At 73.2% G+C, this 23,164-nt stretch carries 32 protein-coding genes; 12 read left to right on the top strand and 20 right to left on the bottom strand.

The window, feature by feature from the left end; genetic code table 11:
• Nucleotides 1-8: 8 nt before the first annotated feature.
• From ABT041_RS08720 to ABT041_RS08695, 6 genes are all read right to left on the bottom strand, one after another.
• Nucleotides 9-710, bottom strand: coding sequence for a DUF6230 family protein (locus ABT041_RS08720; RefSeq protein ID WP_351181205.1), 702 nt, complete (start codon nt 708-710; stop codon nt 9-11).
• Nucleotides 707-1,315 carry a hypothetical protein gene (locus ABT041_RS08715; RefSeq protein WP_351181202.1) on the bottom strand — a complete coding sequence of 203 codons (609 nt, stop codon included), beginning with the start codon at nt 1,313-1,315 and terminating at the stop codon, nt 707-709. The genes ABT041_RS08720 and ABT041_RS08715 overlap by 4 nt, the downstream gene beginning before the upstream one ends.
• Entirely contained in the window at nt 1,312-1,770 is a 459-nt protein-coding gene (locus tag ABT041_RS08710) for a DUF6114 domain-containing protein (protein WP_351181199.1), read from the bottom strand. Before ABT041_RS08710 ends, ABT041_RS08715 begins: the two co-directional genes overlap by 4 nt.
• Nucleotides 1,764-2,507 (bottom strand): DUF6230 family protein, encoded by a 744-nt coding sequence (locus ABT041_RS08705; protein ID WP_351181196.1) that lies wholly within the window; start codon nt 2,505-2,507, stop codon nt 1,764-1,766. The genes ABT041_RS08710 and ABT041_RS08705 overlap by 7 nt, the downstream gene beginning before the upstream one ends.
• A complete protein-coding gene (locus tag ABT041_RS08700; RefSeq protein ID WP_351181193.1) occupies nt 2,504-2,980 on the bottom strand; it encodes a DUF6114 domain-containing protein in 477 nt (158 codons plus the stop codon). The genes ABT041_RS08705 and ABT041_RS08700 overlap by 4 nt, the downstream gene beginning before the upstream one ends.
• A gap of 126 nt (nt 2,981-3,106) precedes the next feature.
• Nucleotides 3,107-3,793 (bottom strand): DUF6230 family protein, encoded by a 687-nt coding sequence (locus ABT041_RS08695; RefSeq protein WP_351181190.1) that lies wholly within the window; start codon nt 3,791-3,793, stop codon nt 3,107-3,109.
• A 135-nt stretch (nt 3,794-3,928) separates the two neighbouring features.
• Here ABT041_RS08695 and ABT041_RS08690 point away from each other — a divergent pair, with 135 nt between their 5' ends.
• Nucleotides 3,929-4,531 (top strand): TetR/AcrR family transcriptional regulator, encoded by a 603-nt coding sequence (locus tag ABT041_RS08690; protein ID WP_351181187.1) that lies wholly within the window; start codon nt 3,929-3,931, stop codon nt 4,529-4,531.
• A gap of 3 nt (nt 4,532-4,534) precedes the next feature.
• Here ABT041_RS08690 and lepB read toward each other — a convergent pair whose 3' ends face one another.
• Together lepB and ABT041_RS08680 are read right to left on the bottom strand one after the other, a co-directional pair.
• Nucleotides 4,535-5,143 carry a signal peptidase I gene (gene lepB, locus ABT041_RS08685; protein WP_351181184.1) on the bottom strand — a complete coding sequence of 203 codons (609 nt, stop codon included), beginning with the start codon at nt 5,141-5,143 and terminating at the stop codon, nt 4,535-4,537.
• A 103-nt stretch (nt 5,144-5,246) separates the two neighbouring features.
• Entirely contained in the window at nt 5,247-6,272 is a 1,026-nt protein-coding gene (locus ABT041_RS08680; protein ID WP_351181181.1) for an AraC family transcriptional regulator, read from the bottom strand.
• A gap of 164 nt (nt 6,273-6,436) precedes the next feature.
• Here ABT041_RS08680 and ABT041_RS08675 point away from each other — a divergent pair, with 164 nt between their 5' ends.
• A complete protein-coding gene (locus ABT041_RS08675; protein ID WP_351181178.1) occupies nt 6,437-6,835 on the top strand; it encodes a Rieske (2Fe-2S) protein in 399 nt (132 codons plus the stop codon).
• Here the strand turns inward: ABT041_RS08675 and ABT041_RS08670 are convergent.
• Nucleotides 6,822-7,493, bottom strand: coding sequence for a cysteine hydrolase family protein (locus ABT041_RS08670; protein WP_351181175.1), 672 nt, complete (start codon nt 7,491-7,493; stop codon nt 6,822-6,824). The two genes, ABT041_RS08675 and ABT041_RS08670, sit on opposite strands and share 14 nt — an antisense overlap.
• A gap of 76 nt (nt 7,494-7,569) precedes the next feature.
• Here ABT041_RS08670 and ABT041_RS08665 point away from each other — a divergent pair, with 76 nt between their 5' ends.
• Nucleotides 7,570-8,037, top strand: coding sequence for a pyridoxamine 5'-phosphate oxidase family protein (locus tag ABT041_RS08665; protein ID WP_351181172.1), 468 nt, complete (start codon nt 7,570-7,572; stop codon nt 8,035-8,037).
• A 9-nt stretch (nt 8,038-8,046) separates the two neighbouring features.
• Here ABT041_RS08665 and ABT041_RS08660 read toward each other — a convergent pair whose 3' ends face one another.
• Nucleotides 8,047-8,949, bottom strand: coding sequence for a LysR family transcriptional regulator (locus ABT041_RS08660; protein WP_351181170.1), 903 nt, complete (start codon nt 8,947-8,949; stop codon nt 8,047-8,049).
• Nucleotides 8,950-9,103: 154 nt separating this feature from the next.
• Between ABT041_RS08660 and ABT041_RS08655 the strand changes: the two genes are divergently transcribed.
• Complete coding sequence (locus ABT041_RS08655) at nt 9,104-10,105, top strand: DMT family transporter (protein WP_351181167.1); 1,002 nt, start codon at nt 9,104-9,106, stop codon at nt 10,103-10,105.
• A complete protein-coding gene (locus ABT041_RS08650; protein ID WP_351181164.1) occupies nt 10,102-10,290 on the top strand; it encodes a hypothetical protein in 189 nt (62 codons plus the stop codon). The genes ABT041_RS08655 and ABT041_RS08650 overlap by 4 nt, the downstream gene beginning before the upstream one ends.
• Before the next feature lie 76 nt (nt 10,291-10,366).
• Here ABT041_RS08650 and ABT041_RS08645 read toward each other — a convergent pair whose 3' ends face one another.
• The 3 genes from ABT041_RS08645 to ABT041_RS08635 form a co-directional block, all read right to left on the bottom strand.
• Entirely contained in the window at nt 10,367-10,657 is a 291-nt protein-coding gene (locus tag ABT041_RS08645; RefSeq protein ID WP_351181161.1) for a hypothetical protein, read from the bottom strand.
• The gene (locus ABT041_RS08640) at nt 10,654-11,517 is read right to left on the bottom strand and encodes an isocitrate lyase/PEP mutase family protein (protein ID WP_351181158.1); all 864 of its coding nucleotides are present in this window, start codon (nt 11,515-11,517) and stop codon (nt 10,654-10,656) included. The genes ABT041_RS08645 and ABT041_RS08640 overlap by 4 nt, the downstream gene beginning before the upstream one ends.
• Before the next feature lie 239 nt (nt 11,518-11,756).
• Entirely contained in the window at nt 11,757-13,091 is a 1,335-nt protein-coding gene (locus tag ABT041_RS08635; RefSeq protein ID WP_351181155.1) for an aminotransferase class I/II-fold pyridoxal phosphate-dependent enzyme, read from the bottom strand.
• Nucleotides 13,092-13,126: 35 nt separating this feature from the next.
• On the opposite strand from ABT041_RS08635, the gene ABT041_RS08630 reads away from it, so the two are divergent.
• Together ABT041_RS08630 and ABT041_RS08625 are read left to right on the top strand one after the other, a co-directional pair.
• Entirely contained in the window at nt 13,127-13,834 is a 708-nt protein-coding gene (locus ABT041_RS08630) for a pyridoxamine 5'-phosphate oxidase family protein (protein ID WP_351181152.1), read from the top strand.
• 51 nt (nt 13,835-13,885) lie between these two features.
• Nucleotides 13,886-14,530, top strand: a complete 645-nt coding sequence (locus tag ABT041_RS08625; RefSeq protein WP_351181149.1) for an FMN-binding negative transcriptional regulator — start codon at nt 13,886-13,888, stop codon at nt 14,528-14,530.
• A 48-nt stretch (nt 14,531-14,578) separates the two neighbouring features.
• On the opposite strand, the gene ABT041_RS08620 is transcribed toward ABT041_RS08625, so the two are convergent.
• The 3 genes from ABT041_RS08620 to ABT041_RS08610 form a co-directional block, all read right to left on the bottom strand.
• Nucleotides 14,579-15,544 (bottom strand): DMT family transporter, encoded by a 966-nt coding sequence (locus ABT041_RS08620; protein WP_351181146.1) that lies wholly within the window; start codon nt 15,542-15,544, stop codon nt 14,579-14,581.
• Between the two features lie 172 nt (nt 15,545-15,716).
• Entirely contained in the window at nt 15,717-16,733 is a 1,017-nt protein-coding gene (locus tag ABT041_RS08615; RefSeq protein WP_351181144.1) for an EamA family transporter, read from the bottom strand.
• Nucleotides 16,734-16,774: 41 nt separating this feature from the next.
• On the bottom strand, nt 16,775-17,359 hold the full coding sequence (locus tag ABT041_RS08610) for a Clp protease N-terminal domain-containing protein (protein ID WP_351181141.1): 585 nt from the start codon (nt 17,357-17,359) through the stop codon (nt 16,775-16,777).
• Nucleotides 17,360-17,555: 196 nt separating this feature from the next.
• Here ABT041_RS08610 and ABT041_RS08605 point away from each other — a divergent pair, with 196 nt between their 5' ends.
• Together ABT041_RS08605 and ABT041_RS08600 are read left to right on the top strand one after the other, a co-directional pair.
• Nucleotides 17,556-17,780, top strand: coding sequence for a hypothetical protein (locus ABT041_RS08605; protein WP_351181138.1), 225 nt, complete (start codon nt 17,556-17,558; stop codon nt 17,778-17,780).
• Nucleotides 17,781-17,849: 69 nt separating this feature from the next.
• Nucleotides 17,850-18,278: a type II toxin-antitoxin system Rv0910 family toxin gene (locus tag ABT041_RS08600; RefSeq protein WP_351181135.1), complete on the top strand. Its 429-nt coding sequence runs from the start codon at nt 17,850-17,852 to the stop codon at nt 18,276-18,278.
• 112 nt (nt 18,279-18,390) lie between these two features.
• Here ABT041_RS08600 and ABT041_RS08595 read toward each other — a convergent pair whose 3' ends face one another.
• Both ABT041_RS08595 and ABT041_RS08590 read right to left on the bottom strand, forming a co-directional pair.
• Nucleotides 18,391-19,005, bottom strand: coding sequence for a PadR family transcriptional regulator (locus ABT041_RS08595; RefSeq protein WP_351181132.1), 615 nt, complete (start codon nt 19,003-19,005; stop codon nt 18,391-18,393).
• Between the two features lie 111 nt (nt 19,006-19,116).
• Nucleotides 19,117-20,319, bottom strand: a complete 1,203-nt coding sequence (locus ABT041_RS08590; protein WP_351181129.1) for an erythromycin esterase family protein — start codon at nt 20,317-20,319, stop codon at nt 19,117-19,119.
• A gap of 69 nt (nt 20,320-20,388) precedes the next feature.
• On the opposite strand from ABT041_RS08590, the gene ABT041_RS08585 reads away from it, so the two are divergent.
• On the top strand, nt 20,389-21,120 hold the full coding sequence (locus tag ABT041_RS08585; RefSeq protein ID WP_351181126.1) for a TioE family transcriptional regulator: 732 nt from the start codon (nt 20,389-20,391) through the stop codon (nt 21,118-21,120).
• A 105-nt stretch (nt 21,121-21,225) separates the two neighbouring features.
• Entirely contained in the window at nt 21,226-21,774 is a 549-nt protein-coding gene (locus ABT041_RS08580) for a GNAT family N-acetyltransferase (RefSeq protein ID WP_351181123.1), read from the top strand.
• Nucleotides 21,775-21,831: 57 nt separating this feature from the next.
• Here ABT041_RS08580 and ABT041_RS08575 read toward each other — a convergent pair whose 3' ends face one another.
• Both ABT041_RS08575 and ABT041_RS08570 read right to left on the bottom strand, forming a co-directional pair.
• Entirely contained in the window at nt 21,832-22,032 is a 201-nt protein-coding gene (locus ABT041_RS08575; RefSeq protein WP_351181120.1) for a hypothetical protein, read from the bottom strand.
• Nucleotides 22,033-22,050: 18 nt separating this feature from the next.
• On the bottom strand, nt 22,051-22,203 hold the full coding sequence (locus tag ABT041_RS08570) for a hypothetical protein (RefSeq protein WP_351181117.1): 153 nt from the start codon (nt 22,201-22,203) through the stop codon (nt 22,051-22,053).
• A 106-nt stretch (nt 22,204-22,309) separates the two neighbouring features.
• Between ABT041_RS08570 and ABT041_RS08565 the strand changes: the two genes are divergently transcribed.
• Complete coding sequence (locus ABT041_RS08565) at nt 22,310-23,119, top strand: PhzF family phenazine biosynthesis protein (protein ID WP_351181115.1); 810 nt, start codon at nt 22,310-22,312, stop codon at nt 23,117-23,119.
• Nucleotides 23,120-23,164: the final 45 nt, after the last annotated feature.

Here is a 23,164-nt window from a genome sequence, read left to right as displayed (position 1 = left end):
GTGACGGGTCAGGGCGTCCCTGGTGTCCCCGTGGGGGCCGCCGGGGCGGGGCAGGCGACCGTGCCGGGTCGTACGGAGAGCGAAAGCTTCGGAGTCGTCAGGAGGCCCGGGATCTGGAAGTCCTGGGCGGTGCCGGTGATCCGGTCGAACTTGGCGTAGCGCGCCTGGATGCCGAAGCGGTGCTGCGGGCTGTCGAGCGGGTTCACGACGTACGCGCCGGTGGCGTCCTTCACCGTCTTCACGTCGGCGCCGTTCGTGTTGAGGTCGACGATGCCGTCCATGTCGAGGACCCCGGTGGCGTTGCGCAGGTCGAGGACGGTGTTCTGCGTCCTGATCTCCCAGGAGCCGGGGTCGTCGTCGCCGAGGGTGAGCAGCAGGGTGTACGTGGCTCCCGCGAACTGCTGCCGCCGGCTCAGGCAGAGGCCGTTGATGACGCCGTCCGCGAAGCCCATGCGCAGCACGCGTTCGGTTCCGGTGGTGCCGTCGGGCCGTACGACGCTCTGGTCGACGACGGCGGCGCCGTACTGCGTCCCGTACAGGCTGCTGGTGGTGAAGTCGACGGGCTGGTCCTGGATGCGGAGGTCGACGGCGAGCGCCCCGGTCGCCATGGCGGAGCCGAGGCCGCCGGCGGCGAGGAGCGCGGGTGCGGCTACGGCGAGGGACCGCCGCCAGTGGGTCCTGCCTTCCGCTGCGGCATGACGTGCCCTCATGGCGTGGTCACCGTGATGGTTCCGGGCAGGTGGACGGGGTTGTCGGTGGAGTCGAGGGCCGCGTGGTCGTCGACGGTCCGGATGGCGTAGATGTCGCCGGTGAAGTCCTCGGCTCCGGCGGTGAGCGGGATGAGGGAGCCGAAGAAGTCCAGCAGACCCTGCACGCCGCAGATCTTGACGAGGACGCGGACGCAGACGTTCGTGATGTTCCCCCACATCGTCGTCGTCTCCGCCTTGCCCGCACTGTCGTAGCCGCCGAGCGAACCCTCCCCCGGCACGTCGATGGTGACGGTGTGTCCGGCCGCCCGCTGGACCACGTTCATGTGCGAGCGGATCTTGAGCTTGGTGAAGGTGTACCGGGTGGTCGTGCGCGTCGAGCCGTCGGAGAGCCGGATGGTGACGTTCTTGTCGACCGTCATGGAGACCGCGACCATGCTGTCGATGGTGACGTGCAGCGGGTCGGGCGACGGCAGGAAGGGCACGCCCAGGGGCTCGACGGCGGCGGCCTCGTCCGAGGCGCTGCTCGGCCCGCCGGACCAGACGGCCGTGCCGACCGAGAGGAGCAGGGCGGCCGCCACCGCGCACACCCTGCGCCGCGCCGTCATCCTTCCACCGCCCTGCGGCGGGGGCGTTTGACGCCCCAGCCGACCGTCATGGAGCCGCCGAGCACACCGAGCGCCATGCCGAGCAGGAAGCCGCCCAGGTTGGAGACGACGAGCGAGACGACGGCGAGGACGGCGCCGATCAGCCCGAAGGTGTACCGCTGGGCGGGCAGCGCGAGCGGGATGAGCCCGCACAGGATCATCCCGCCGCCGACGAGATAGCCCGCCACTCCCCCGAAGCCGGTGCTCACGATCAACTGCAGGGAGCTGAGTGAGAACTTGAGGACGGTCCAGCCACCGGCGACGAGCCACACTCCGCCCCAGAACGGCCGGGTCCGGCGGAACGCCCGGAACCAGACGTACGCGGCCCTGACTCGGCTCGCCCGGAACCAGCCGTACGCGGTCTTCAGGCGGCTCGACCTGAACCAGCCGTACGCGTTCCTCGCCCGGCTCAGCATGTCGCCGCCGTTCCCGCGACGACCCTGATCCTCAGGTCGGGCAGCACGAGCGCGCCCGCCATCTCGGCGTCGTACGCCGTGGCGTTCAGTCCGTGCAGCGCGATGGAGCTGCCTCCCTCGCCACCGGCCGAACCGAGCCCGAAGCCGCCGGGCAGCGCGCCGGTGAGCGGCTTGCCGGCGACGGTGACCTGGTCGGCGGACTGGCCGAGCACCGCGTTCTGGAGGGTGGTGGGCCCGTACGCCTGTAGTTCGGTGGCCTGGATGTAGAGGTTCGAGGCGTCGATGTCGGTGGTGAAGGTCGCGGGCGGGGTCGCCGTGACCTTCTGGCCGCCCGTCAGGAGCAGCGAGTACGGGACGCCCGCGATCGTCTGGTGGACGATGCCGCACAGTCCGGCGAGCCCCGCACTGGCGAAGCCGACGCGGGCCATCGCGGTGTTGGTGGTCGTGGTGCCGTCGGGGCGCCCGACGGCGGGGGTGTTGACGATGGCGCCGAAGCCGCTGCCCTGCACGCCGTTGGAGGTCAGGGTGAAGGGCTGTCCGGTGACGCTGAAGTTGGCGGCGAGCGCGCCCTGCGCGAGGGCGGTGCCGAGGACGCCGATGGCGAGGGCCGAGGGGACGAAGGCGAACGCGCCGCGCCCCCAGCGGGTGCCGCGGCGGGTGCCGTCGGCGGCCTGGGCGAGCATCCGGGCGTTCCAGTCGGCGGCGGCGCGGCGGGCACCGGAGAGGAGGTCGTTCATGCGGATCCGCTCCCCAGGGGCACGGGCGGTTCGGCGGACGGGGTGATACGGCCCGGACGGCGGCGCTTGACGGGCTTCTCGGGCAGCCAGGCGAAGGCCATGGAGCCCCCGAGGACCGAGAGGAACATGCCCATGAACAGGCCGCCGAGGTTGGAGAGCGGGAAAGAGGCGACTCCGGCGATCACCGCGATGACTCCGGCGGTGTGGCGCTGTCCGGGCAGGAGCAGGATGAGCAGTGCCATCGCCATGAGGAGGACGCCGCCGGCCATGCCCGCGATGCCTCCGACTCCGACCTGGAGGATCTTGCCGAGGGGTGCCATCGGCAGGAAGAAGATGACGAAGCCGCCGAGTCCGGTCCAGACGGCCGCCCAGAACGGGCGGGTGCGGCGCCAGCGGCGGAAGGCGGTAGGCGCGCGGTGGAGCCGGTCCGGGGTGGGCCCTCGGGTCGGCTCGGGCGGCGAATCGGTGGTCATGGACGCCTCGCAGCGGTGGGTCGGGGTGGGAGGGCCGGAGCCCCGCGCCGTACGCAGCACGCGGAGCCCCGGGGGCCAGGGCCCCGCGCCGTACGCAGCGCGCGGAGCCCCGGATGGCGCGTACGGTCAGGCGCCGCAGGTCTTGTCGCCGTGGGCGATCCCGATCGCGAGGTCCGGCAGGGTGATCGCGCCGGCGATCGTGGCGCCGTTGGCGTCGGCGTTGAGGTTCTTGATGTCGGTCCGGCCGCCGGTGGCGTCGAGGCCGAACTGGCCGGCCGTGCCGTCGTTGATGCCGGTGCTCTTGATCCCGGACCCGTCGGCGGCCGCGCCGATGACGTTCGGGGTGGTGTCGCTGGCGTTGAGGGTGGCCGTGGCCGCCTTGAGCGCCTGCGCGTCGAGCACGAGCTTGTTCGCCTGGAGCCCGGCACCGGCGACGAGCTGGTCGCTGGTGAGCGGGGTCGCGGCGGCGGGCGAGGAGATGTTGAGGGACCAGGTGCCGAGGCTGCCGATCACCGGGAGGTTGACCGACTGGACGGCGTGGACGCAGATGCCGTCGAGACCCGCCTTGGCGATGCCGACCTCGGCGGCGCCCTTGGCCCCGCCGGCGTCGATGGTGTGCATGACCGCGCCGATGCCCTGCGGAGCGGCGACCGTCTTGGAGCTGAGGGTGAAGGGGACGCTGGTGAGCGAGAGGTTCGCGGCGAGCGCGCCCTGGACCATGGCCGTGGCCATGGCGGCGATGGCGGCCGTCGCCGGCACGGCGAGGAACGCCGATCTGCGCCAGCGGGTGACGCCTCTGGTCTCGTGCTGCATGTGATCTCCAACCGTCGTGCCGCCGGGGTCGAATGACACTTAGCGGCTCCCTGTTCGAGAATTGGACACTCAATCCAGAAGTGTCAACACTTCTGACAATCCTGCGGTATTTTCCCCCTGGACTAGGCTTGGCCGATGCCACGGTTCAGGGAGACGGTCCGGACACTGCTGCGCGAGCGGCTGCTCGACGCCGCGTACGAGGCGGTCGCCGACCGCGGCTTCGACAAGCTGCGCATGGCGCATCTGGCCGGCGCGGTCGGCGTCAGCCGGCAGACCCTGTACTCGGAGTTCCCCTCCAAGGAGGCGGTCGGCGAGGCGCTGTTCCAACGCGAGCTGGAGCGCTGCCTCGTGGGCATCCAGCAGGGCCTGGACGCGCACCGGGACGACCTGCGCGCGGCCGTCGAGGCCGCCGTCGGCTTCACGCTCACGCTGGCCGGCCGGAACCCGCTGATCAAGGCCATGCTGACCAGCACCGGCGAGGACGGACTCCTCTCGTACCTCACGACCCGGTCCGCCGCGGCCTTCGACACGGCGACGGCGATGGCCGACGCGTACGTCACGGAGGCCTGGCCCACCATCGATCCGGTGGCGCGCGAACTGGCCGTGGACGCGGCGGTCCGGCTGACCGCCAGCCACATCGTCCAGGCCGGCCCCTCGCCGGAGGAGTCGGCCCGCCGCATCGCGGACACCGTGGTCCGGGTCGCCCTGAGCACCGGCCGGGAGCGGATCCCCGAGTAGGCGTCAGGGCCCCGGCCCCCGGTACTCCTCCAGAACGGGCCGGTTGCCGATGTCCGGCGACGCGGAGACGGGGAAGGCCCGCACGCCGACCCTGCCCTCGACCCGGTCGAGCGCGCCCCAGCCGTACGCCCGCGAGTCGTCCGACAGGTCGGGGTTGTCGCCCAGGTAGAAGAACGCCCCCTCCGGCACGGTCCGCAGCTCGGGCCGCGCAGACCGGGTGCCGTCGGGCCCGCAGCAGGCACCCGTACGGTGGGCCTGCGCCGCCCACTGGGGCGCCACCACCCGTCGTACGGGCCCCCGGCCGCCCTCCTGGAGCAGCACCTGGAAGGGCTCGTCCGGGGTGGAGGCGATCGCGACCCGGTCACCGGGCAGCGCGATCACCCGCTTGACCAGGAGGGTGTCCTTCCCGGTGGCCCGCAGCAGCACGACGTCGAACCGGTCCGCCCGGCCCGCCGAGCCGGGAGCGACGAGGATCCGGTCGCCCTGGTGGAGGGTGGGGGTCATGCTGGTGCCGTCGACCCGGACGCCGAGGGCCGTGACGGCGACCCCGGCGAGCAGGCAGAGCAGGACACCGGTTCCGAGGACGGCGCCGGCCGCCCGGCGCGGGTTCATCGGTGTCGGGTGCGGTCCGGCGGCCGTACGGCGCCGGACCCGTCGATTTCGGTCATGGCGGGACGGTAGGCCGGGCTGTGGGCGGCGGCTGTGACCGTACCGCTCAGGGTTGTTGACCGCGCGTCTGATAGGACCGGGGCGTCTCGCCGGTCCAGCGTCTGAACGCCCGGTGGAAGGCGCTGGGTTCGGAGAAGCCGAGCTGCCGGGAGAGCCGCTCGATCGACACCCGGCCGCCGGTCAGCTCGGCGATGGCGTGGTCGCGCCGCACCTGGTCGCGGACCCGCTGGTACGTCGTCCCCTCGGCGGCCAGTTGGCGCCGCAGGGTCTGCGGGCTGACGGAGAGCCGCTCGGCCAGTTCCTCGGGCGTCGGCACCGGCCCCGCGGGCAGCGCGCGGCCGATCAGATGCCGCACCCGGCCGGTCACCGTACTGCCGTGGTCGGCGCAGACCAGCACGTCGACCGGGGCGCGGCGGAGGAAGACCTTGAGCGCCGCCGCGTCCCGCAGGACGGGTTCGCCGAGGTCGGCCCGGTCGAAGACGGCCGCCGTGCGCTGCGCGCCGAAGACGCAGGGCGCGCCGAAGAGGAGGGCGTACTCGCGCGCGTGCCGGGGTTCGGGGTGGACGAACTCGACCCGCCGCAGGCCGATCCGGCGCCGGACGAGCCAGCCGGCGAAGCGGTGCGCCACCAGGACGGTGGATTCGGCGCCGAAGTGGAGGGGGTCGTCGTACCCGGAGACGTCGAACTCCATCCGCGCCTCGTCGAGTCCGCCGGCCTCACCTGACGCGGTTCCGGGTTCGACGAGCCGGAAGCGCGGGCCCGCCGGGAAGAGGGAGTAGAAGGTCTGGGCGCGCCGGAGCGCCTCGCGCAGATCCCGGCTGCCGTGGACCACGACATGGGCCATCATCGCGAAGGTCCCGACCTTGCTGGGCGCGCCGCCGAAGCCGATCAGCTCGTCGTCGAGGGTGGCCCAGAGCGTTCTGACGAGCTGCCCGAACTGCTCCGCGGGGATCCTGGTCCGGGATTCCTCCAGGAGCGCGGAGGGGAGCCCGGCCCGGGCGAGGAGCGGCCCGGGGGCCAGCCCGCGCCGCTCGGCCCCGAGCAGCACGGCCCGTACGTGATGCGTACTCACCGTCGAGTTCACCGAAGCTAGACACTTTCCTCGAAGGATGTCCAGGTTCTGACACTCTACTCAGAACTGTAAGGCTCTCGAAGTGGGCATCCCGTGAACGGGACACAGCTCACAGCCGTACCGTCACCCGTGCAGCAAGCACATCGAGGAAAGAGGGGCAGTACATGAGCGGAGTGGCACGCCGGACGGTGGTCGCGGCGGCGGGCAGCGCGGGCCTGGCGGCGGCGCTCGCCGCCTGCGGGGGCGGCGCCGACGAGAAGAACACCGCACCGGAGGGCGGCGCGCTCGCGCGCACCGGGGACATCCCGGTGGGCGGCGGGAAGATCCTCGCCGACAAGGGCCTGGTGATCACCCAGCCGAAGGCCGGCGAGTTCAAGGCCTTCTCCTCGAAGTGCACCCATCAGGGCTGCGCCGTGAGCAGCATCAAGGACGGCGTCATCGTGTGCCCGTGCCACCAGAGCCACTTCGACATCTCGGACGGCAGCGTGAAGTCGGGCCCGGCGCCCGCGCCGCTGCCGCCGGAGCCGATCCAGGTGGTGGGCGAGGAGATCAGCCCCGGCTGACGGCACCCCCGGTGCGCCTGGGGGCCTTCCAGCAGCCCAGGACCTCGTCGGTCGTGGTGATCGTGGCGACGAGCGCGAGGGTGTGGCGGATCATCGCGGGGGTGTAGTCGGCCGGCACCCCCGCGATGGCGTCTCCGGGCACGACGACCGTGTAGCCGAGGTTCACCGCGTCGAAGACCGCGTTGGGCACGGCCACGTTGGCGGAGACGCCCGTGACGATCAGGGTGCGGCAGCCCAGGTTGCGGAGCAGCGCGTCGACGTCGGTGCCGGCCAGCGGCGAGAGGCCGTGCAGGCGCCGGACGATCAGGTCCTCGTCGGCGACCTCGATCGGTTCGGCGATCCGGACGGCCCTGCTGCCGCTGTGCTGCTGCACGGGCAGCCGGGCGGCGGCCGTGAAGAGCCGGGCGTTGGTGTTGGCGCCCCGTCCGTCGGGGCGCCGCTCGGCGACGGCGTGGATCACCTGGACGTCGGCCGCGTGCGCGGCGGCGACGAGCCGGGCGACGTTCCGCAGGGCGCCCGACGCGCGGGCGACCGCGGCCAGTTCGGGCAGGGCGCTGTCGGGTCCGACGACCCCCTGCTGGCACTCGACGGTGAGCAGGACGACTCCGCCGTCCGGGCGGATCCGCTCCCGGAGCCGTTCTCTCGGACTCTGACCCATGGCCTCCCCTTGCACGCTCGCGGTTGGCCCCCCATGCTTTCTGACGTCTCATCAGAAATCCAGAAGGGTGCGGACGATGGCCGTCGCACAGCGCCGTGGACGCCGGATCATGATGACCCCGGCCGAGCTCGACTCCTTCCTCGCCGAACAGCACACCTGCCGGGTCGCGACCGTCTCCGCCGACGGCCGCCCGCACGTGAGCGCGCTCTGGTTCGTCTGGGACGGCTCCTCGCTGTGGCTGTACTCGATCACCCGCAGCCGGCGCTGGGCGGAGCTGCGCGCCGATCCGAGGATCGCGGTCGTGGTGGATGCCGGCGAGGAGTACGGCGAGCTGCGCGGGGTCGAGCTGTCGGGGACGGCCGTCTTCGTCGGCGAGGCGCCGCGCACCGGGGAGCCGTGCCCCGAACTCGACGTTCCCGAGCAGCTCTTCGCCGCCAAGAACTTCGGCCTCGACAGCATGCCGCACGACGGCCGGCACGCCTGGCTCCGGCTGACCCCGGACGCCATCGCGTCCTGGGACTTCCGCAAGCTCGCGGGGCTCTGACCCCCGGTCTCAGCTCGCCAGCGGCTCCGCCGCCGCCCGCAGCGCCGCGACCACCGCCCGTACGGAGGGGCGGCGGCCGGCGTCGGCCCGCCAGGTGGCGTAGATGTGACGCCGGACCTTCTGCCGTACGGGAACGAAGACGACCCCGTCCGGCACCGGTCGCCCCAGCCGGGGCGTGACGCAGACCCCGAGCCCGGCCGCGACCAGGGCCAGCTGGGTGTGGTGCTCCCCCGCGAAGTGCCCGATGCGCGGCTCGATGCCCTGCGAGCGCAGCGTGAACATCAGCCAGTCGTGGCAGAACTCGCCCTCGGGCCAGGAGACCCACTCCTCGTCGGCGAAATCCTCCAGGTCCACCGCCTCCCGGCCGGCCAGCGGATGCCCGGCGGGCAGGGCCACGTCGGCGGAGTCGTCGAGGAGATGGGCGCGCTCCAGGCCGCCGGGGACCGGCGCCCGCTTGTTGCTCCAGTCCAGGACGATGGCCAGGTCGGCGTCGCCGCGCAGGACCGCCCGCACGCCGGGCTCCGGCTCCAGCTCGGCCGTACGGACCCGGAGTTCGGGATGGCCGGCGCGCAGCGCGGCGAGGGCGGTGGGGAACAGTCCGCGGGCCGCCGTCGGGAAGGCCGCGAGCCGCACCTCGCCCACGACCCGCCCCCGCTGCGCCTCGATGTCGGCCTGGGCCATCTGGACCTGGGACAGGATCCGGGCGGCGTGCTCGGCGAGGAGCAGCCCGGCGTCGGTGAGCCGCACGCCCCGGCCGTTCTTGGCGAGGAGCTGCTGTCCGACCTCGCGCTCCAGCTTGGACAGCTGCTGGGAGACGGCCGAGGTGGTGACGTGCAGACCGTCGGCCGCGCCGCTGACCGAGCCGTGCCGGGCGACGGCGTCGAGGGTACGCAGGCGCTCCAGGTTCAACATGTCCACTCCAGGTTCAACAGGACCGCTCCAGGTTCAAGACGTCCGCCTCAGGGACCAGGACGTCCGCTCCGGCTTCGACATGTAAGCAATCCTAAGGGGAGGGGTCGAGGAATTCTCGCTTGTTCTAAGACGTCGTTCCGGTCACCCTGAGTGCATGAGCTCCGCACCCTCGCCCTCCCCCGCTTCACACCTCCTCGACTGGCGCATCCGATTCGGCATCCTCGCCCTCGTCTGGGGCTTCAGCTTCCTCTTCATCAAGGTCGGCACGGAGGGCTTCGCCCCTCTCCAGGTCAGCTTCGGGCGCCTCCTCTTCGGTACGGCGGTGCTCGCCGTCGCGATCGTCGTGAAGCGCGACCGGCTGCCGCGCGGCGTCCGCGTCTGGGGCCATCTGGCGGTCGCGGCCTTCCTCCTGAACGCGCTGCCGTTCAGCCTCTTCGCCTACGCGGAGCTGACCATCCCCTCGACGCTCGCGGGCATCTGCAACGCGACGACCCCGCTGTGGGGCATGGTTCTCTCGCTCGTGGCGCTCTCCGAGGACCGCCCGACCCGGGTCCGCGCTGCCGGTCTGGGCATCGGATTCATCGGCGTGCTCACCGTCCTCGGCGCCTGGCAGGGCTTCTCCGGCCTCGACGTGACCGGCACGGCCCTCGCCCTGCTCGCCTCGTTCAGCTACGCGGTCGGCTGGATCTACGTCCGCAGGACCCTGAGCGGCAGCGGCGTCTCGAACCTCTCCCTCGCGGGCTCCCAGGTGGGCCTGGCGACCCTGCAACTGGCCGTGGTGACCCCTCTGTTCACTTCACTCCCCACGTCGATCGAGGTCATGCCCCTCCTCTCCGTGATCGCACTGGGCGCGCTCGGTACGGGGTACGCGATGCTGCTCCAGTACGGCGTGGTGGCGGAGGTCGGCCCGACGACGGCCGCCATGGTCACGTACTTCATCCCCGTCATCGCCACGGCGGCGGGCGTCGCGCTCCTGGACGAGCGGCTCACCTGGAACACCCCGGCCGGCGCGCTCGTGGTCCTGGCGGGCGCGGCCCTCACCCAGACCCGCGCCTCCACCCGGACGGCGGGCGTGCGCGCCTCCGGCGGGCGCCTCTCCCTCTCCCGTGCCACTCTCCGTGACCCCCGTGGGGACAAGATCGTTCCCCGGGCATGAACCTCACGACACTCCCCCGCACACTCCTCGCCGGCCTGGCCGTGACCGGCGCCTTCCTCGGCTTCGCCGGCCCGGCGCAGGCGGCCCCCGCCACCGCCGGAGCCACGGCGGTCGTCGCCCCCGTGGACGGTCCGGAGCCCGTCGAATTCGACGAGCTGGGCCGCCCCGACCTGACCGAGGACTGACCGCACGGAGCGGCGGGGCACGGGAACGGCCGGACACCACGAGGGCGGTGTCCGGCCGTTCCGTTCGCGTCGGACGTCAGTCGCCGCCCGACCGCGTCCCGCCGAAGAGGGTCTGCAGGGCGTCGACGGCACTGCCGTCGTGATCGCTGCCCGCCGTGCCGCTGCTGCCGTACTGGACGTTGGCCGCCCGGTCGATCTCCACGACGGAGTCGGCGTGCGAGTTGTCGATGACGGTCAGCAGACTGCCGCCGGCCGCGGCCGGCGCGGCGCCCGCCGCCAGGAGGGCCGCCGCCAGACCGAGCGCCTTGAACGGCGTCCTGAGCGGAATCCGGGGAGCCGTTGACTGGCGCGGGATCAGCGGACTCATGCGCCCACCCGCTCGGGCACCGTCTGGTGGCGGGCGATGTTCCGCTCCAGGAGCCGGGTCGAGGCGGCGACCCCGACCCCGGTCGCGGGGTCGAAGGAGGGCAGCCGGCCGTTGGCCCGCTTCAGTTCGACGAGAGCCGAGTCCATCGCCTCGTGCGCCGCGAAGAGACAGGGCGTGCTGTAGATCGCCACGTCGACGCCGAGGTCGGAGAGTTCGTCGAGGGAGAGCCGCGGCGACTTTCCTCCGGCGATCTGGTTGAAGAGCAGCGGCTTGCCGCCGACCACCTCGCGGATCCGGTGGATCCACTCGACGCTGCGTACGCCGTCCACGAGGACCACGTCGGCGTCGGTGGCGGCCAGGCACTCCGCCCGGCGCAGGATGTCGGCCTCGTCGGTGGCGTCGGTCCTGGCCACGACGACCATGTCCCGCCGGGTGGCGAGCACCATCTTGAGCTTGGCCAGGTACTCGTCGAGCGGCAGCACCTGCTTGCCGTCCGCGTGACCGCACCTGCGCGGCCGCTTCTGGTCCTCCAGGATCACGCCCGAGGCGCCGATGCGCTCCAGGCCCTCCACGACATGGCAGGCCACCTCGGGGTCGACGTAACCGTCGTCGATGTCCACGAGCAGGTGGTGGCGGGGGAACGCGCCGCGCAGCCGCTGCACGAAGGCCACCATGTCGGGCCAGGCGATGAAGCCGATGTCCGGGAGCCCGTAGTACGAGGCGGCGAAGCCGAAGCCGGAGACGAACATGCCGTCGTAGTGGTCGGCGGCGACGGACGCCGAGTACATGTCGTAGACGCCGATCAGCGGGGTGGTGCCGGGCGCCGCGACGGCCTCGCGCAGACTGCTTCCGTAACTCAAGGTCTGACTCCTGGTCATTTCGGGAAAACACGGCATGGGTGAAGAACCGCCGCAACACGGCGGGGCTTTACCAAAACCTGATGATTTCCTGAACCAAGGACGAACATCGCTGTACGGGCGCTTTACTCACTCTCCCGGCGTAGCGCTTTCACCAGAGAAACGTCACTTGCGCGAGGAACGGGCGTGCCCCGCGCGGCAGATGGGAAGAAGGCCGCGCGGAGACGGCGACACCGAGCGCGCTACCCGTAGCTCCGCGCGGGTGCGGGCCCCGCCGCCCCCGCCACGGCCTCGGCGAGCGCCTCGACGTCGGCGGCGGCGAGGCCGGAGACGGTGAGCCGGACCGCGGGCCCCGCGTCCATCCGGAAGCGGGCGCCCGGCGCGACCGCCCAGCCCGCGGCGAGGAGCCGGGCCACCGCACCGGTCTCGTCGGAGACCGGGACCCAGACGTTCATGCCGCTCCGCCCGTGCGCCTCGACGCCGCGCCGGGCCAGGGCCCGCACGAGTCCGTCGCGCCGCTCGCCGTAGGCGCGGGCGACGGCGGCCGGGTCCACCGCGTCGTCGGCCCAGAGATGGGCGACGGTCCGCTGGAGCAGTCGGCTGACCCAGCCGGGGCCGAGCCGCTGCCGTCCGAGCACCCGGTCGACGGTCTCGGCGTCGCCGGTGAAGGCGGCGATCCGCAGGTCGGGCCCGTACGCCTTGGCGACCGAACGGACCAGCACCCAGCGGTCGGTGACACCGGCCAGCGGGTGGAGCGGCTGTGCGACGATCCCGTGCCCGTGGTCGTCCTCGACGAGCAGCACGCCGGGGTGCGCGGCGAGGACCCGCCGCAGCTCTCGGGCCCGGCCCTCGGTGACACAGGCCCCGGTCGGGTTCTGCGCCCGGTCGGTGACGATCACCGCCCGCGCCCCGTCCTGCCGGATCGCCCGCTCGACCGCCTCGGGAAGCGGACCCTCGTCGTCGACCGCGACCGGCACCGGGCGCAGCCCGAGCGCGGGCACGAGGTCGAGGAGGCTGCCCCAGCCCGGGTCCTCGACGGCCACGGCGTCACCGGGCCTGAGGTGGACCGCGAGCACCCGCTCGACGGCGTCGAGGGAGCCCGAGGTGACGCCGATCGGTCCGGCGGGCACGCCGTCCGCGTCGAAGGCGGCGCGGGCGAGGCGCCCGAACTCCTCGTCGACGGGGGCCTCTCCGTACATCCCGGGCCGCTCGGCGTACCGCCGGGCGACCTCGGCGAAGGCCTCGCCGAGGGGCGGCAGCAGGGCGGGATCGGGACTGCCGTTACTCACGTCCCGGACCCCCGCCGGGGCCTCCACGCGAATCGAGCCGCGCGCGGTGGTCGCGGGGCGCGGCCGCACCCGGCTGCCTCGCCGGCCGTCCGTCTCGATGACCCCGCGCTCGCGCAGGGTGCGGTAGGCGGCCGCGACGGTGTTCGGGTTCACGCCGAGGGTGAGCGCCAATTCCCGCATGGGCGGCAGCAGTTGGCCGGGCTGCAGCGCGCCCGTACCCACGCCCCGCTCGACGCTGCCTGCGATGTCCGATGCGCGACGGCCTTCGATCCGATACTCTCCTAGCACAAACACGATTATGCACTAGTGCAATGGAGTACGCAATGAGCGCCGCCGCCGACACGAGCACCACCTCCGCCCCGTCCGCGCCGAGCGACACCTACACGCCCACCGACCGCACGGTGCCCACCCGCTCCCGCCACCGCGCCTCGTACGACAAGGAACTCGTCCACTCGATACTCGACGAGGCCTACGTCTGCCACCTCGGCTTCGTCCGCGACGGCGCGCCGGTGGTGCTGCCGACGCTGTTCGGCCGGGTCGGCGAGCGGCTCTACGTCCACGGCTCCACCGGCTCGCGGCCGCTGCGCGCCGCCGGCGACGGCGCGGCGGCGCCCGGACTGCCCGTCTGCCTCACCGTGACGCACGTCGACGGCCTCGTGCTGGCCCGCTCCGCCTTCCACCACTCGCTCAACTACCGCTCGGTCGTCGTCCACGGCACCGCCCACCAGGTCACCGACCCCGAGGAGCTGAGGACGGCCCTCGACGCCCTCGTGGACCACGTCGTCCCCGGCCGTTCCACCGACTCGCGCCCCGGGAACGCCAAGGAGCTCGCCGCCACCGCCGTGATCCGGCTCGACCTGGACGAGGTCTCGGCGAAGGTCCGCACCGGCGGCCCCAACGACGACCCCGAGGACCTCGCCCTCCCCCACTGGTCGGGCGTGATCCCCGTCCAGGGCGTCTACGGCACCCCGGTCCCGTCGGACGACCTCGACCCGTCCGTCGCCCTGCCCGGCTACCTCGCCGCGCTCTGAGACCGCGCTCCGACAGCGCGCTCCGAATCAGGAAGGAAGGACGGACCGACCATGCTGATCCACCCCTGGGACGCCGCCCACGGCGAGGGCGAGTGGCGCGACTGGCTCTCCCGGCACGACTTCGGCCAGCTCGCCGTCAACGGCCCGGCGGGCGAGCCGCCGTGGGTGCAGCCGATGCACTTCCGGTACGACCCCGAGCCCGGCCCGTACGGCAGGGCGCTGACCCACCTGGCCCGGCCCAACCCGCTCTGGCGCGCCCTGGAGGCGAACCCGACGGTGCTCCTGAGCGTGGTCGACGACTACGTCTACGTACCCGGGCACTGGACGGCCCCCGAGGGAGCGCCGTCCGAGCACGGCACGCCGACCTCGTACTACGCGGCCGTCCAACTGCGCTGCACCGCACGTCTGGTGGACGATCCGGCGGAGAAGGCCGCGTTGCTCAACCGCCAGGTCGCCCACTTCCAGCCGGAGGGCGGCACCGCGCAGGTCGCCCCGGGCGAGGCCCCCTTCGGCCGGATGCTGTCGGGGATCCGGGTCCTGAGCCTGGAGGTGACCGACGTACGGGCGAAGTTCAAGTACGCGGGCAACAAGCCGCAGGAGATCCAGGAGCGGGTCTCCGAGCGGCTCGCCGAGCGGGCGGGCCCCGGCGACCTGAGCGCCCGGGCCCACCAGCAGCGCCGCCGTACGCGGGGATGACACCGGTGGGGGCGGGCCGTGAAGACCCCACCCCCACCGGAGATCTCCCTACACCGCCACCGGCTCCCGCCTGCGCGCCTCCGCCGCCGTCCGCGCCTCCGCGAGGGCGAGGCCCGTCACGGCGGCGAGCAGCAGCAGGGTGCCGAGCACGATCGCGGCGGTGAGCCGCTCGCCGAGCAGCGAGACCGCGATCAGGGCCGCGCTCACCGGCTCCAGGAGCATGATCACGGAGACGGTGGCCGCCCGGACGACGGCCGCCCCGGCGAAGTACAGCGCATAGGCGAGCGCGGTCGGCACCGCCGCCACGTACACGAGCAGCAGCACGACGGTCACCGGCGCGCCGGTGTGCGGGACGAGCCCCTCCGCGAGCGCCGCCGGCAGCAGCCCGACGGCCCCGATCGCGAAGGCCCAGGTGGTCGTCGCCAGCGCGTCCGTACCGCCGCCGTCACGGCCGAGCCGGCGGGTGAGCAGGGTGATCGCCGCGTATCCGGCCGCCGAGACCACCGCGAGGACGACACCGAGGGGACGAACCTCCGCGGCCCCTCCGCCGAGCACGAGGACGAAGAGCCCGGCGAGCGCCCCCGCGACCGCGGCGATCCCGCCGCGGCCGAGGCGCTCGCCCATGGTGAGCCGGGCGCCGAGCGCGATGAGGACGGGGCCCGCACCCAGGGTGACGACGGTGCCGACCGCGAGGCCGGTGGCCTCGACGGCGGCGAAGTAGGCGCTCTGGAAGACGGTGAGACCGATTCCGGTGCCGAGGACACGGGCCGTCCGCCGGCCACGCGGTTCCCGTTCGGTGCGGGCCGCCGGCCGGCGGGGCCGCAGCACCAGCGCGCCGAGCAGCAGGACGAGGCCGCCGGCGCAGCGCCAGAAGGAGAGGGCGAGCGGGCCCATGTCGCTGACGCGGAAGATCAGCGAGGCGGCGGCGCCGGCCGTGCCCCAGGCGATCCCGGCGACGATCAGATAGAGGAGGCTCCGCCCGACGGACAGGGCGGATCCCGAGGAGTTCGACACGTGAGTTCTCCGTGGAAGACAGGAGTGAGCGGTGGTCGCTGGGCTCCGCGCGCGGGCAGCGACGAACCGCTCGGCGGCGATCGCCCGCCCGAGCCCGGTCTTCGTCGAGGAGAGTCTCCGCGCGCGCTAGGCGGCGGGAGGCGGAAGCACGGTCGAATGCATGGTCGGCACCCTAAGGGGCGGTCCGTCGGCCGGACAACTGCGCGTCCCGCTCGGTGGACGCCTCGGTTCCGGCCGTGGGACCGGAACCGGCCACCGGCTCGCTCGGGGGCGCCTTCGGCGTCGAGGACTGGGCGATGAAGGCGCCGACGAGGACCACCGCACCGCCGATGATCTGCGGCGCGTCCAGGTGCTCGCCGAGCAGGATCCACGCCAGGACGGTCGCGACGACCGCCTCGAGACAGGCCACGACGCCCGCCACCTGCGGGGAGAGGCGGCGGACCGAGATGACCCCGGTGACGTACGCGAGGACGGTGGCGATCAGCACGATCCAGCCGAGCAGCAGCCACGCGGGCACGCTGACCCCGTCCATGTCGGCCCGCCCGCCGAGGACGCCCCAGTCCATGCCCCAGGGCCGGGCCACGACGGTGAGGACGAGCGCGCCGATGAGCAGCCCGTACGCGATGACACCGACCGGATCGGGCCGCTCGGCCTCTTCGGCCTCGCCGGCGCCCTGGTCGGAGAGGACGAAGTAGCCGACCTGGCAGCAGGCGGCGGCGAGGGCCAGGAGCAGACCGACGAGGTCGAAGCTCAGCCCGGACCAGATCTGCACGACGCAGGCGAGGCCGCCGGCGGCGAGGACGACGCCGAGGGCGGCGGCGCGGGTGACGGGCCGGCGCTGGACGAAGCGGACCCAGCCGAGGACGAGGGCGGGCGCGAGGTACTCGATGAGGAGGGCGACGCCGACGGGGATGCGGGAGATCGAGGCGAAGTAGAAGGCCTGGACACCGGCGACGGCGAGCAGGCCGAAGCCCACGAGGAGGGCCGGCTTGCGGCGCAGGAGGTCGCGGTGGCGCCAAGCCACCGGCAGCAGCACGAGCGCGGCGCCCGCGACGCGGAGCCACACCACGTGGAGCGGGTCGAGTCCCGCCTCGATGAGCGGCTTGGCCGCCACTCCTGAACCACCGAATGCGAAGGCCGAGGCCAGGGCGAGTCCCAGGCCGGCGCTTCTCCCCTGAGACGCGTGCATCGGGCCATCATGACAGGACGCCGTCAGGGGCGTAACCCCCGTTACACCTGTTGAGACGGCTCCTCGTCCCGGCCGGCCAGGAGGCCGGTGGCACGGTCGGTCAGCACGGCCGGTTCGATCCCCGCGCGGCGCAGCACCTCGACGGCCCGGCTCTCGGGATCGGCGGCGAGGGCGGCGAGCAGGTCGAGGCCGCGGGCCTGGGGCTCGCCGCGCTCGGCGGCCCGCCGGAAGGCACCCTCCAGGGCGGCGGCAGCGGCGGGCGACCAGGGGGAGGTACGGGCGGCCGGGGACTCCGGCCCGCGCGCGGCGGGGAGCAGCCGCCGGACCGCCGACCGCTCCTCCGTACGCTGCCAGCGCAGGCCGTAGCCGATGGAGCGCTGGACGAGATAGCCGAGGACGCGGGCGAGCTGATGCCCGCCCTCGAAGGCGGCCCCGACCTCGGGGTCGGACTCGACGAGCGAGTGCAGGAGGTGGGCGGTGTCGATCTGACGGTCGCCGTCCCTGAGGGCTCTGCGGCGCGCGCCCGACACGACCGTCGCCAGCGAAGGGGTCAGACAGGGCGCGAGCTCCGCGCGCGGGGCGACGGCGGACGGGAGCGACTGAGGGCGCGGGACGGGATGGTGCACCCTCCCACCTCATCAGGCCGCGGCGGCCGGAACATCACCGGGGAGAAGCATGTCCGCATCCCACCGGAGTTGGGCACGCGCGCGCGGTTCCTCCTCCTTACGGATGAGATCGCGCTCATCGGCCCCGAAGGGCGCGCGCCGCCTTGCTTTGCGCCCCCATTGCAACCACGACCCCCTTCCCGTACGTCCTCCTGGCGTGTTCTGGATGGTGGCGCTGCCCTCACGCGACGGGCGGCAGTACGTGTACCGGGTGTACGCACCCCGGGACGCGCTGCCGGCCGATCCGTTCTGGGCGGCCTTCCACTGCCACGAGGAGGACGGGGCGCCACGGGCCTCCGACAGCTTCGACGCGGCCGAGATCTGGTGGATCGGCGACGGCGCGGGCCCGGCGACGGCAGAACTGACGGTTCATCAGTATTGAATGTTCACGGCCGTCCCGCTACGTTCCGCGACACCGGAACCCAGTTGGCACGCGTGAAGGGGTGGTCTCATGGCCGAAGTCAGCGCGGAGGCACGGATCGAGGCGCCGGCCGGAAAGGTCTGGGCGCGGCTCACGGACTTCTCCTCGTACGGCGAGTGGAACGCCACCCACACCGGCTTCCCGAACGGCGGCCCCGCCGCCCTGGAGGCGGGCGCCACCTTCACGGAGAACATGAAGCTGATGGGCTTCCCCGCCGAGGTGGTGTGGACGGTGGAGGAGCTGGAGTCGGAGCGGGCGTTCGCCATCAGGGGCAAGGGCCCGATGGGGGTCGTCGTCGCCACCCGCTACTCGCTGGCGGCGGAGGGGGACACGACGACGGTACGGATCGACGGGGAGTTCACCGGTGCGGCGGTCTCCCTCATGGCGGGCAAGCTCAAGGACTCGGCGACGGCGGCGCTGACCGAGTCCCTGCGCAAGCTCGCGGGCCTGGTGGCCTGAGCCGTACCGGCGGGAAGACGGCCGGGGCCCCGCGACGACGGTCGCGGGGCCCCGGCTGCTGTGCACTTCGGTACGGGCCGACTCCGTACTGGCCGACTCCGTGCTCGTCGGCTCAGTGCTCGTCGGCGAGGATCAGGTACAGCTTCTTGCGGGCCTCGTTGATCACGGTGACCGCCTTCTGCCGCTGTTCGGCGCTGCCGGTCTTCCAGACCTGCCCGAACGCCTCCATCAGCCCGAAGCCGGCCTGACGGATCTCGTTCACGGCGTCCCAGTCGACCCCGCGCCCGGCCTCCTCCCACGGCGCCTCGGGACCGGCTTCGGCCTCGGCGCGCCCGGTGTCGGTGAGCGTGAACAGCTTCTTGCCGCCCTCGGTCGCGCTGATGATCAACCCCTCGTCCTCCAGCATCTGGAGGGTCGGGTAGACCGAGCCGGGGCTGGGCTTCCAGGCTCCTTCGCTGCGCTCGCCGATCTCGCGGATCATCTCGTAACCGTGCATGGGGCGGTCCTTCAGGAGGGCCAGGATCGAGGCACGCACGTCACCGCGCCGCGCCCGTCCCCGGCCGCCACCGCGCCCGGGCCTGTCGAAGGGCCCACCGAACGGCCCACCCCGGAACCCGGGCCCGAACGGCCCGAACGCGGCACGCCGCCCCTCGAAGTCCCCCCGAGGCCCGGGGCCGCAGCCTCCACGACCGTGGCCGTGCCCGTGCTCGTGTCCATGTGAACGCATCGCGATGCTCCTTCCACCGAGAATCCATCGTCGAACTGTCGCGATGCCTCAACGATATATCGGAACTGTTCACCGAGCAAGACCCGACCGATCGGCCGCACTGGGCAGGCGTCAGACCTGCGGAACGTCCCGCACGAACACGAGCCCGTCGCAGTCCGCGAGGTGGCCCGGGTCGAAGGGGGCGTAGCCGAACCAGGGGGACACGCGCGGCGCGGGCCGCGCATCGCCGAGGACGGCGGCGAGCCGCCGGGCATCGACGACACAACGGTCCTCCGGAAGCGCGTACAGAAGCCCTTCGACGGTGTCCGGCGGCGGCGCGTCCACGCCCTGGTGCCGGATCGTGCCCAGGGCCGTCGCCACGAAGGCGTACTCCTCGCCGAGCTCGGCGCCGACCAGCGCACCGGCGCTCCACCACTCCAGCGGCCGCCCGCCCATCCGCATCGAGCTCTTCTCCCGCTGGAGGTGGGCGTTGTGGGCGTAGACGAACGTCGGGCCCCGGTCGGCGAGCGCGAGGAGGTTGAGGGACATCATCCGGTCCCGTACGGCGACGAGCCGGGCCGGCCGGGCCGGCGAGGTGTCGGCCATCCAGTGGTGGTACCGCAGCAGACCGAGCGCGGTGCGCCCGTAGAGCCGCGCCCGGTCCAGGTCCTCCGCCGGGCTCACCGTGCACAGGTGCGGCCGCTGTTCGTCGAGCAGCGCCGCCAGGTCGTCGGCGATCAGCCTCAGCCGGCCGGCCTCGGCGGACCGCCCCACGGACCGGGAGGGGTCCATCATCGCGGCGGGCTCGGTCCACCGGTCGTCGACGCCGAGCAGCTCGTCGAGCGTGGCCCGGGTGCAGGGGAGCAGGTCCGTGTCCACGTGGGCGGCGAGGTATCCGTGGAGTGCGGTGAGGGCCTGCCGGGGGCTCTCGGCGCCGGTGATCTCCAGCGGGCCGTCGAATCCGGCGAAGCGGAGGTGCTCGGCGGCGGGCCGGCCCTCGTTGTGCGCGCGCATCCAGCGCACGAGCTCGCGGTTGGCCGCGGAGGCGCCCCAGCCGTGGCTGAATCCGCGCTCCATGACCTCGTCGGGGGTGCCGGTGCCGGAGGTGACGTGGTCGTCCACGAGCAGGCCCCGCAGGCAGTCGGTCTCGACCGCGATGGTCCGGTAGCCCTCCTCCTCGACGAGCCGGCGGAAGAGCTCGTTGCGCAGTTCGAGGAGGGTGTCCTCGCCGTGGGTGGGCTCGCCGAGGGCGAGCAGCCGGGGCCGGGCCGGGAGCAGCCCCAGGAGGGACGCAGCGTCGACGGCATGGGTGGTGTCCTTGATGTCAGTCGCCATGCCTTCCACGCTATCGCTGAACTTTCAGTGGAGACTTTTGAAGAAGAGCCCCCCGATACGATCGGTCCCATGGGGAGAAACCTTCAAACAACGGACCGCACCAAGCTTCGGCTCAGGCCGGTCGATCTGGCACGCGAGCACGGTCTGTCGACGCAGGCGGTCAGGAACTACGAGGAGGCCGGCATCCTCCCGGCCGCCGCCCGCACGCCCCACGGCTACCGCACGTACGCCCCCCTGCACGCCGGCGCCCTGCGCGCGTTCCTGGCCCTGCTGCCGGGCCACGGCCACCCGACGGCGACGGCGATCATGCGGGCCGTGAACGAGGGCGCGGTCGACGAGGCGTTCCGTCTGATCGACGAGAGCCACGCCCAGCTCCTCGACGACCGGCGCACCCTCGGCGCCGTGGAGGACGCCCTCCGCGACCTGGACGTGAAGACCCCGGCACCACCCGAGCCCGGCGGCACCTTCGTCGGACCGCTGGCGAGGAGGCTCGGCATCCGCCCCGCGACCCTGCGCAAGTGGGAGAACGCCGGCCTGGTCCACCCGCAGCGCGACCCGCGGACGGGATACCGCGTGTACGACGAAGCCGCGGTACGGGACGCCCGGCTGGCCCACCAGCTCAGGCGCGGCGGCTACCCGCTGGAGCGGATCGCCCCGCTGATCGCCCACGTACGGACGGCAGGCGGCCTGGAACCCCTCGAGGCCACGCTGAACGACTGGCACGCACGCCTCTCGGCCCGCGGCCGCGCGATGCTGTCGGGGGCGGCCGAACTGGAGGCGTACCTCCGCGAGCGCGGATGAGACGCCCCCGACCGGCATGGTCGACGCCCTCTCGACGCATCACCCAACTCTCCCTGGAGCTCCCCTGATCGAGCGGCCACCAGGACCGTTTGCGACACTCCTGGGATGACCGGCAAGGACTCCGCCCCGCTCTTCACCCAGTTCACCGCCCCCGAGGCGCTGCCCGACGGACTCGTGCAGGCCCTCGTCGACTGCTGGACCGAGGTGAGCGACGCCGGCGGGGCGGCCGGGTTCCCCTTCCCGCCGGTCGACCCGGCGGAGGTCGCCGCCGCGGTCGACCGCATCGTCACCGGACTCGACCCGGCGAGCAGCCGCCTCGTCGTCGCCACGGTCGACGGCGCCCTCGCGGGCTGGCTGTGCCTCCGCCGCGACACCTTCCCGCTGGTCGCGCACTGGGGCACCCTGCACCACGTCCAGACCCGCCTCGCGGTGCGGGGCCGGGGCATCGGCGCGGACCTGGTGCGGCGCGCCCGCGCGATCGCCCGCGACGAGATGGGCCTGGAGCAGCTGCGCCTCGCGGCCCGCGGCGGCGTCGGCCTCGAGGACTTCTACGGCCGGCTGGGCTGGCGGGAGATCGGCCGCTGGCCCGGAGCCCTCCGGCTGGCCGCCGACGACGACCGCGACGAGATCCTCATGGTCCTGGCGCCCCTGTGACGCCGGATCGTCGCGGCATCCTCATGGACCTGTGCCCCCGGAACCGCGACGAGACCATCATGGTCCTGACACCTCTGTGCCCCCGGCACGACGACGGGCCCGCACGGCACGCACCACCCGGGTGATCCCGTACCCGAGCGCCCACGGCAGCACGGTGATCCCGAGGACGTACACGAGGAGGTAGCCGACGAGGTCCTCGGTCCGCGTCGGCTGCTCCCAGGGCAGCACCAGGGCGGTCGCGGAGACCCCGACCGGCACCAGCGGCAGCAGTACGGTTCACAGCCACGGCCACGGACCCGCCCGCCGGGCGCACCACACCCCCGTCCCGGCCATGAGGAACGGCCCGAACGGCACCCACAACAGCACCGGGTGGAAGAGCAGCGCCCACCACTCGTCCCCGCCCCCGAACATCATCGAAGCAGCCCCCACCCACTCGCCCCGCCCGCGGCCCCCCGGGGCGGACGTGCCGGATCAGGTCCAGTTGTCCGCGATTGGCCTTGGTCCGCGGTTTTCCTCCCCCGGTACGGTCGGTCGCATGCGCATCCGAATCGTCGACGCCTTCACCGACCAGCCCTTCTCCGGCAACCCGGCCGGAGTCCTGCTCCTCGACTCCTTCCCCGAAGACGCCTGGCTCCAGAAGGTCGCCGCGGAGGTCAACCTCTCCGAGACGGCCTTCGCCCACCCGCTGCCCGCCGGCGGCGAGGCCGACTGGGCCCTGCGCTGGTTCACCCCGACCACCGAGGTCGACATGTGCGGCCACGCCACCCTGGCCACCGCCCACGTCCTGCACAGCACCGGCACCGCGACCGGCACCGTCCGCTTCGCGGCCCGCTGCGGCCTCCTGATCACCACCACCGAGGCCGACGGCACGATCACGATGGACTTCCCGACCTCCTCGCTCACCCCGATCCCCGTCCCCGAGGGCCTGGAGAAGGCGCTCGGCGCCGAGGTCCTCGCCGTCCACGACACGGCCGACCACATCGGCGACCTCCTCGTCGAGCTGCGCGACGAGGCCACCGTCCGCTCCCTCACGCCGGACTTCGCCGCCCTCAAGAGGCTCTCCTCGCGCGGCGTCATCGTGACCGCCGCCGCCGAACACCCGGACAACGGGTACGAGTTCGTCTCCCGCGGCTTCTTCCCCGCCGTCGGCATCGACGAGGACCCGGTGACGGGCAGCGCCCACACCGCGCTCGCCCCGCACTGGTCGGCCCGGCTGGGGCGCGAGGAGCTCACCGGCTTCCAGGGCGGCGCCCGCACGGGTCACGTCCGCACCCGCCTGTGCGGCGACCGCACCCTCCTGAACGGCCACGCCGTCACGGTCATCGAGGGCGACCTCCGCGTCTGAGGTGCGCGAGGGGGTGCGCGGCCCTCGTGTCCGGCGGCGCCGCAC

The sequence above is a fragment of the Streptomyces sp. NPDC002825 genome, from assembly GCF_040295385.1.
GTDB lineage: Bacteria > Actinomycetota > Actinomycetes > Streptomycetales > Streptomycetaceae > Streptomyces.
Note: the sequence above shows the minus strand (reverse complement) of the source record. Positions and strands in the feature narration are given on the sequence as shown.

What these genes read in the sequence shown, in the direction of transcription:
- ABT041_RS08590 (WP_351181129.1), bottom strand. Translation starts at nt 20,319, where the DNA reads ATGGCGACTGACATCAAGGACACCACCCATGCCGTCGACGCTGCGTCC.
- lepB (WP_351181184.1), bottom strand. Translation starts at nt 5,143, where the DNA reads ATGAACCCGCGCCGGGCGGCCGGCGCCGTCCTCGGAACCGGTGTCCTG.
- ABT041_RS08700 (WP_351181193.1), bottom strand. Translation starts at nt 2,980, where the DNA reads ATGACCACCGATTCGCCGCCCGAGCCGACCCGAGGGCCCACCCCGGAC.
- ABT041_RS08720 (WP_351181205.1), bottom strand. Translation starts at nt 710, where the DNA reads ATGAGGGCACGTCATGCCGCAGCGGAAGGCAGGACCCACTGGCGGCGG.
- ABT041_RS08665 (WP_351181172.1), top strand. Translation starts at nt 7,570, where the DNA reads ATGGCCGTCGCACAGCGCCGTGGACGCCGGATCATGATGACCCCGGCC.
- ABT041_RS08630 (WP_351181152.1), top strand. Translation starts at nt 13,127, where the DNA reads ATGAGCGCCGCCGCCGACACGAGCACCACCTCCGCCCCGTCCGCGCCG.
- ABT041_RS08690 (WP_351181187.1), top strand. Translation starts at nt 3,929, where the DNA reads ATGCCACGGTTCAGGGAGACGGTCCGGACACTGCTGCGCGAGCGGCTG.
- ABT041_RS08615 (WP_351181144.1), bottom strand. Translation starts at nt 16,733, where the DNA reads ATGCACGCGTCTCAGGGGAGAAGCGCCGGCCTGGGACTCGCCCTGGCC.
- ABT041_RS08715 (WP_351181202.1), bottom strand. Translation starts at nt 1,315, where the DNA reads ATGACGGCGCGGCGCAGGGTGTGCGCGGTGGCGGCCGCCCTGCTCCTC.
- ABT041_RS08595 (WP_351181132.1), bottom strand. Translation starts at nt 19,005, where the DNA reads ATGCGTTCACATGGACACGAGCACGGGCACGGCCACGGTCGTGGAGGC.
- ABT041_RS08565 (WP_351181115.1), top strand. Translation starts at nt 22,310, where the DNA reads ATGCGCATCCGAATCGTCGACGCCTTCACCGACCAGCCCTTCTCCGGC.
- ABT041_RS08625 (WP_351181149.1), top strand. Translation starts at nt 13,886, where the DNA reads ATGCTGATCCACCCCTGGGACGCCGCCCACGGCGAGGGCGAGTGGCGC.
- ABT041_RS08710 (WP_351181199.1), bottom strand. Translation starts at nt 1,770, where the DNA reads ATGCTGAGCCGGGCGAGGAACGCGTACGGCTGGTTCAGGTCGAGCCGC.
- ABT041_RS08650 (WP_351181164.1), top strand. Translation starts at nt 10,102, where the DNA reads ATGAACCTCACGACACTCCCCCGCACACTCCTCGCCGGCCTGGCCGTG.
- ABT041_RS08645 (WP_351181161.1), bottom strand. Translation starts at nt 10,657, where the DNA reads ATGAGTCCGCTGATCCCGCGCCAGTCAACGGCTCCCCGGATTCCGCTC.
- ABT041_RS08695 (WP_351181190.1), bottom strand. Translation starts at nt 3,793, where the DNA reads ATGCAGCACGAGACCAGAGGCGTCACCCGCTGGCGCAGATCGGCGTTC.
- ABT041_RS08670 (WP_351181175.1), bottom strand. Translation starts at nt 7,493, where the DNA reads ATGGGTCAGAGTCCGAGAGAACGGCTCCGGGAGCGGATCCGCCCGGAC.
- ABT041_RS08705 (WP_351181196.1), bottom strand. Translation starts at nt 2,507, where the DNA reads ATGAACGACCTCCTCTCCGGTGCCCGCCGCGCCGCCGCCGACTGGAAC.
- ABT041_RS08655 (WP_351181167.1), top strand. Translation starts at nt 9,104, where the DNA reads ATGAGCTCCGCACCCTCGCCCTCCCCCGCTTCACACCTCCTCGACTGG.
- ABT041_RS08585 (WP_351181126.1), top strand. Translation starts at nt 20,389, where the DNA reads ATGGGGAGAAACCTTCAAACAACGGACCGCACCAAGCTTCGGCTCAGG.
- ABT041_RS08660 (WP_351181170.1), bottom strand. Translation starts at nt 8,949, where the DNA reads ATGTTGAACCTGGAGCGCCTGCGTACCCTCGACGCCGTCGCCCGGCAC.
- ABT041_RS08675 (WP_351181178.1), top strand. Translation starts at nt 6,437, where the DNA reads ATGAGCGGAGTGGCACGCCGGACGGTGGTCGCGGCGGCGGGCAGCGCG.
- ABT041_RS08580 (WP_351181123.1), top strand. Translation starts at nt 21,226, where the DNA reads ATGACCGGCAAGGACTCCGCCCCGCTCTTCACCCAGTTCACCGCCCCC.
- ABT041_RS08600 (WP_351181135.1), top strand. Translation starts at nt 17,850, where the DNA reads ATGGCCGAAGTCAGCGCGGAGGCACGGATCGAGGCGCCGGCCGGAAAG.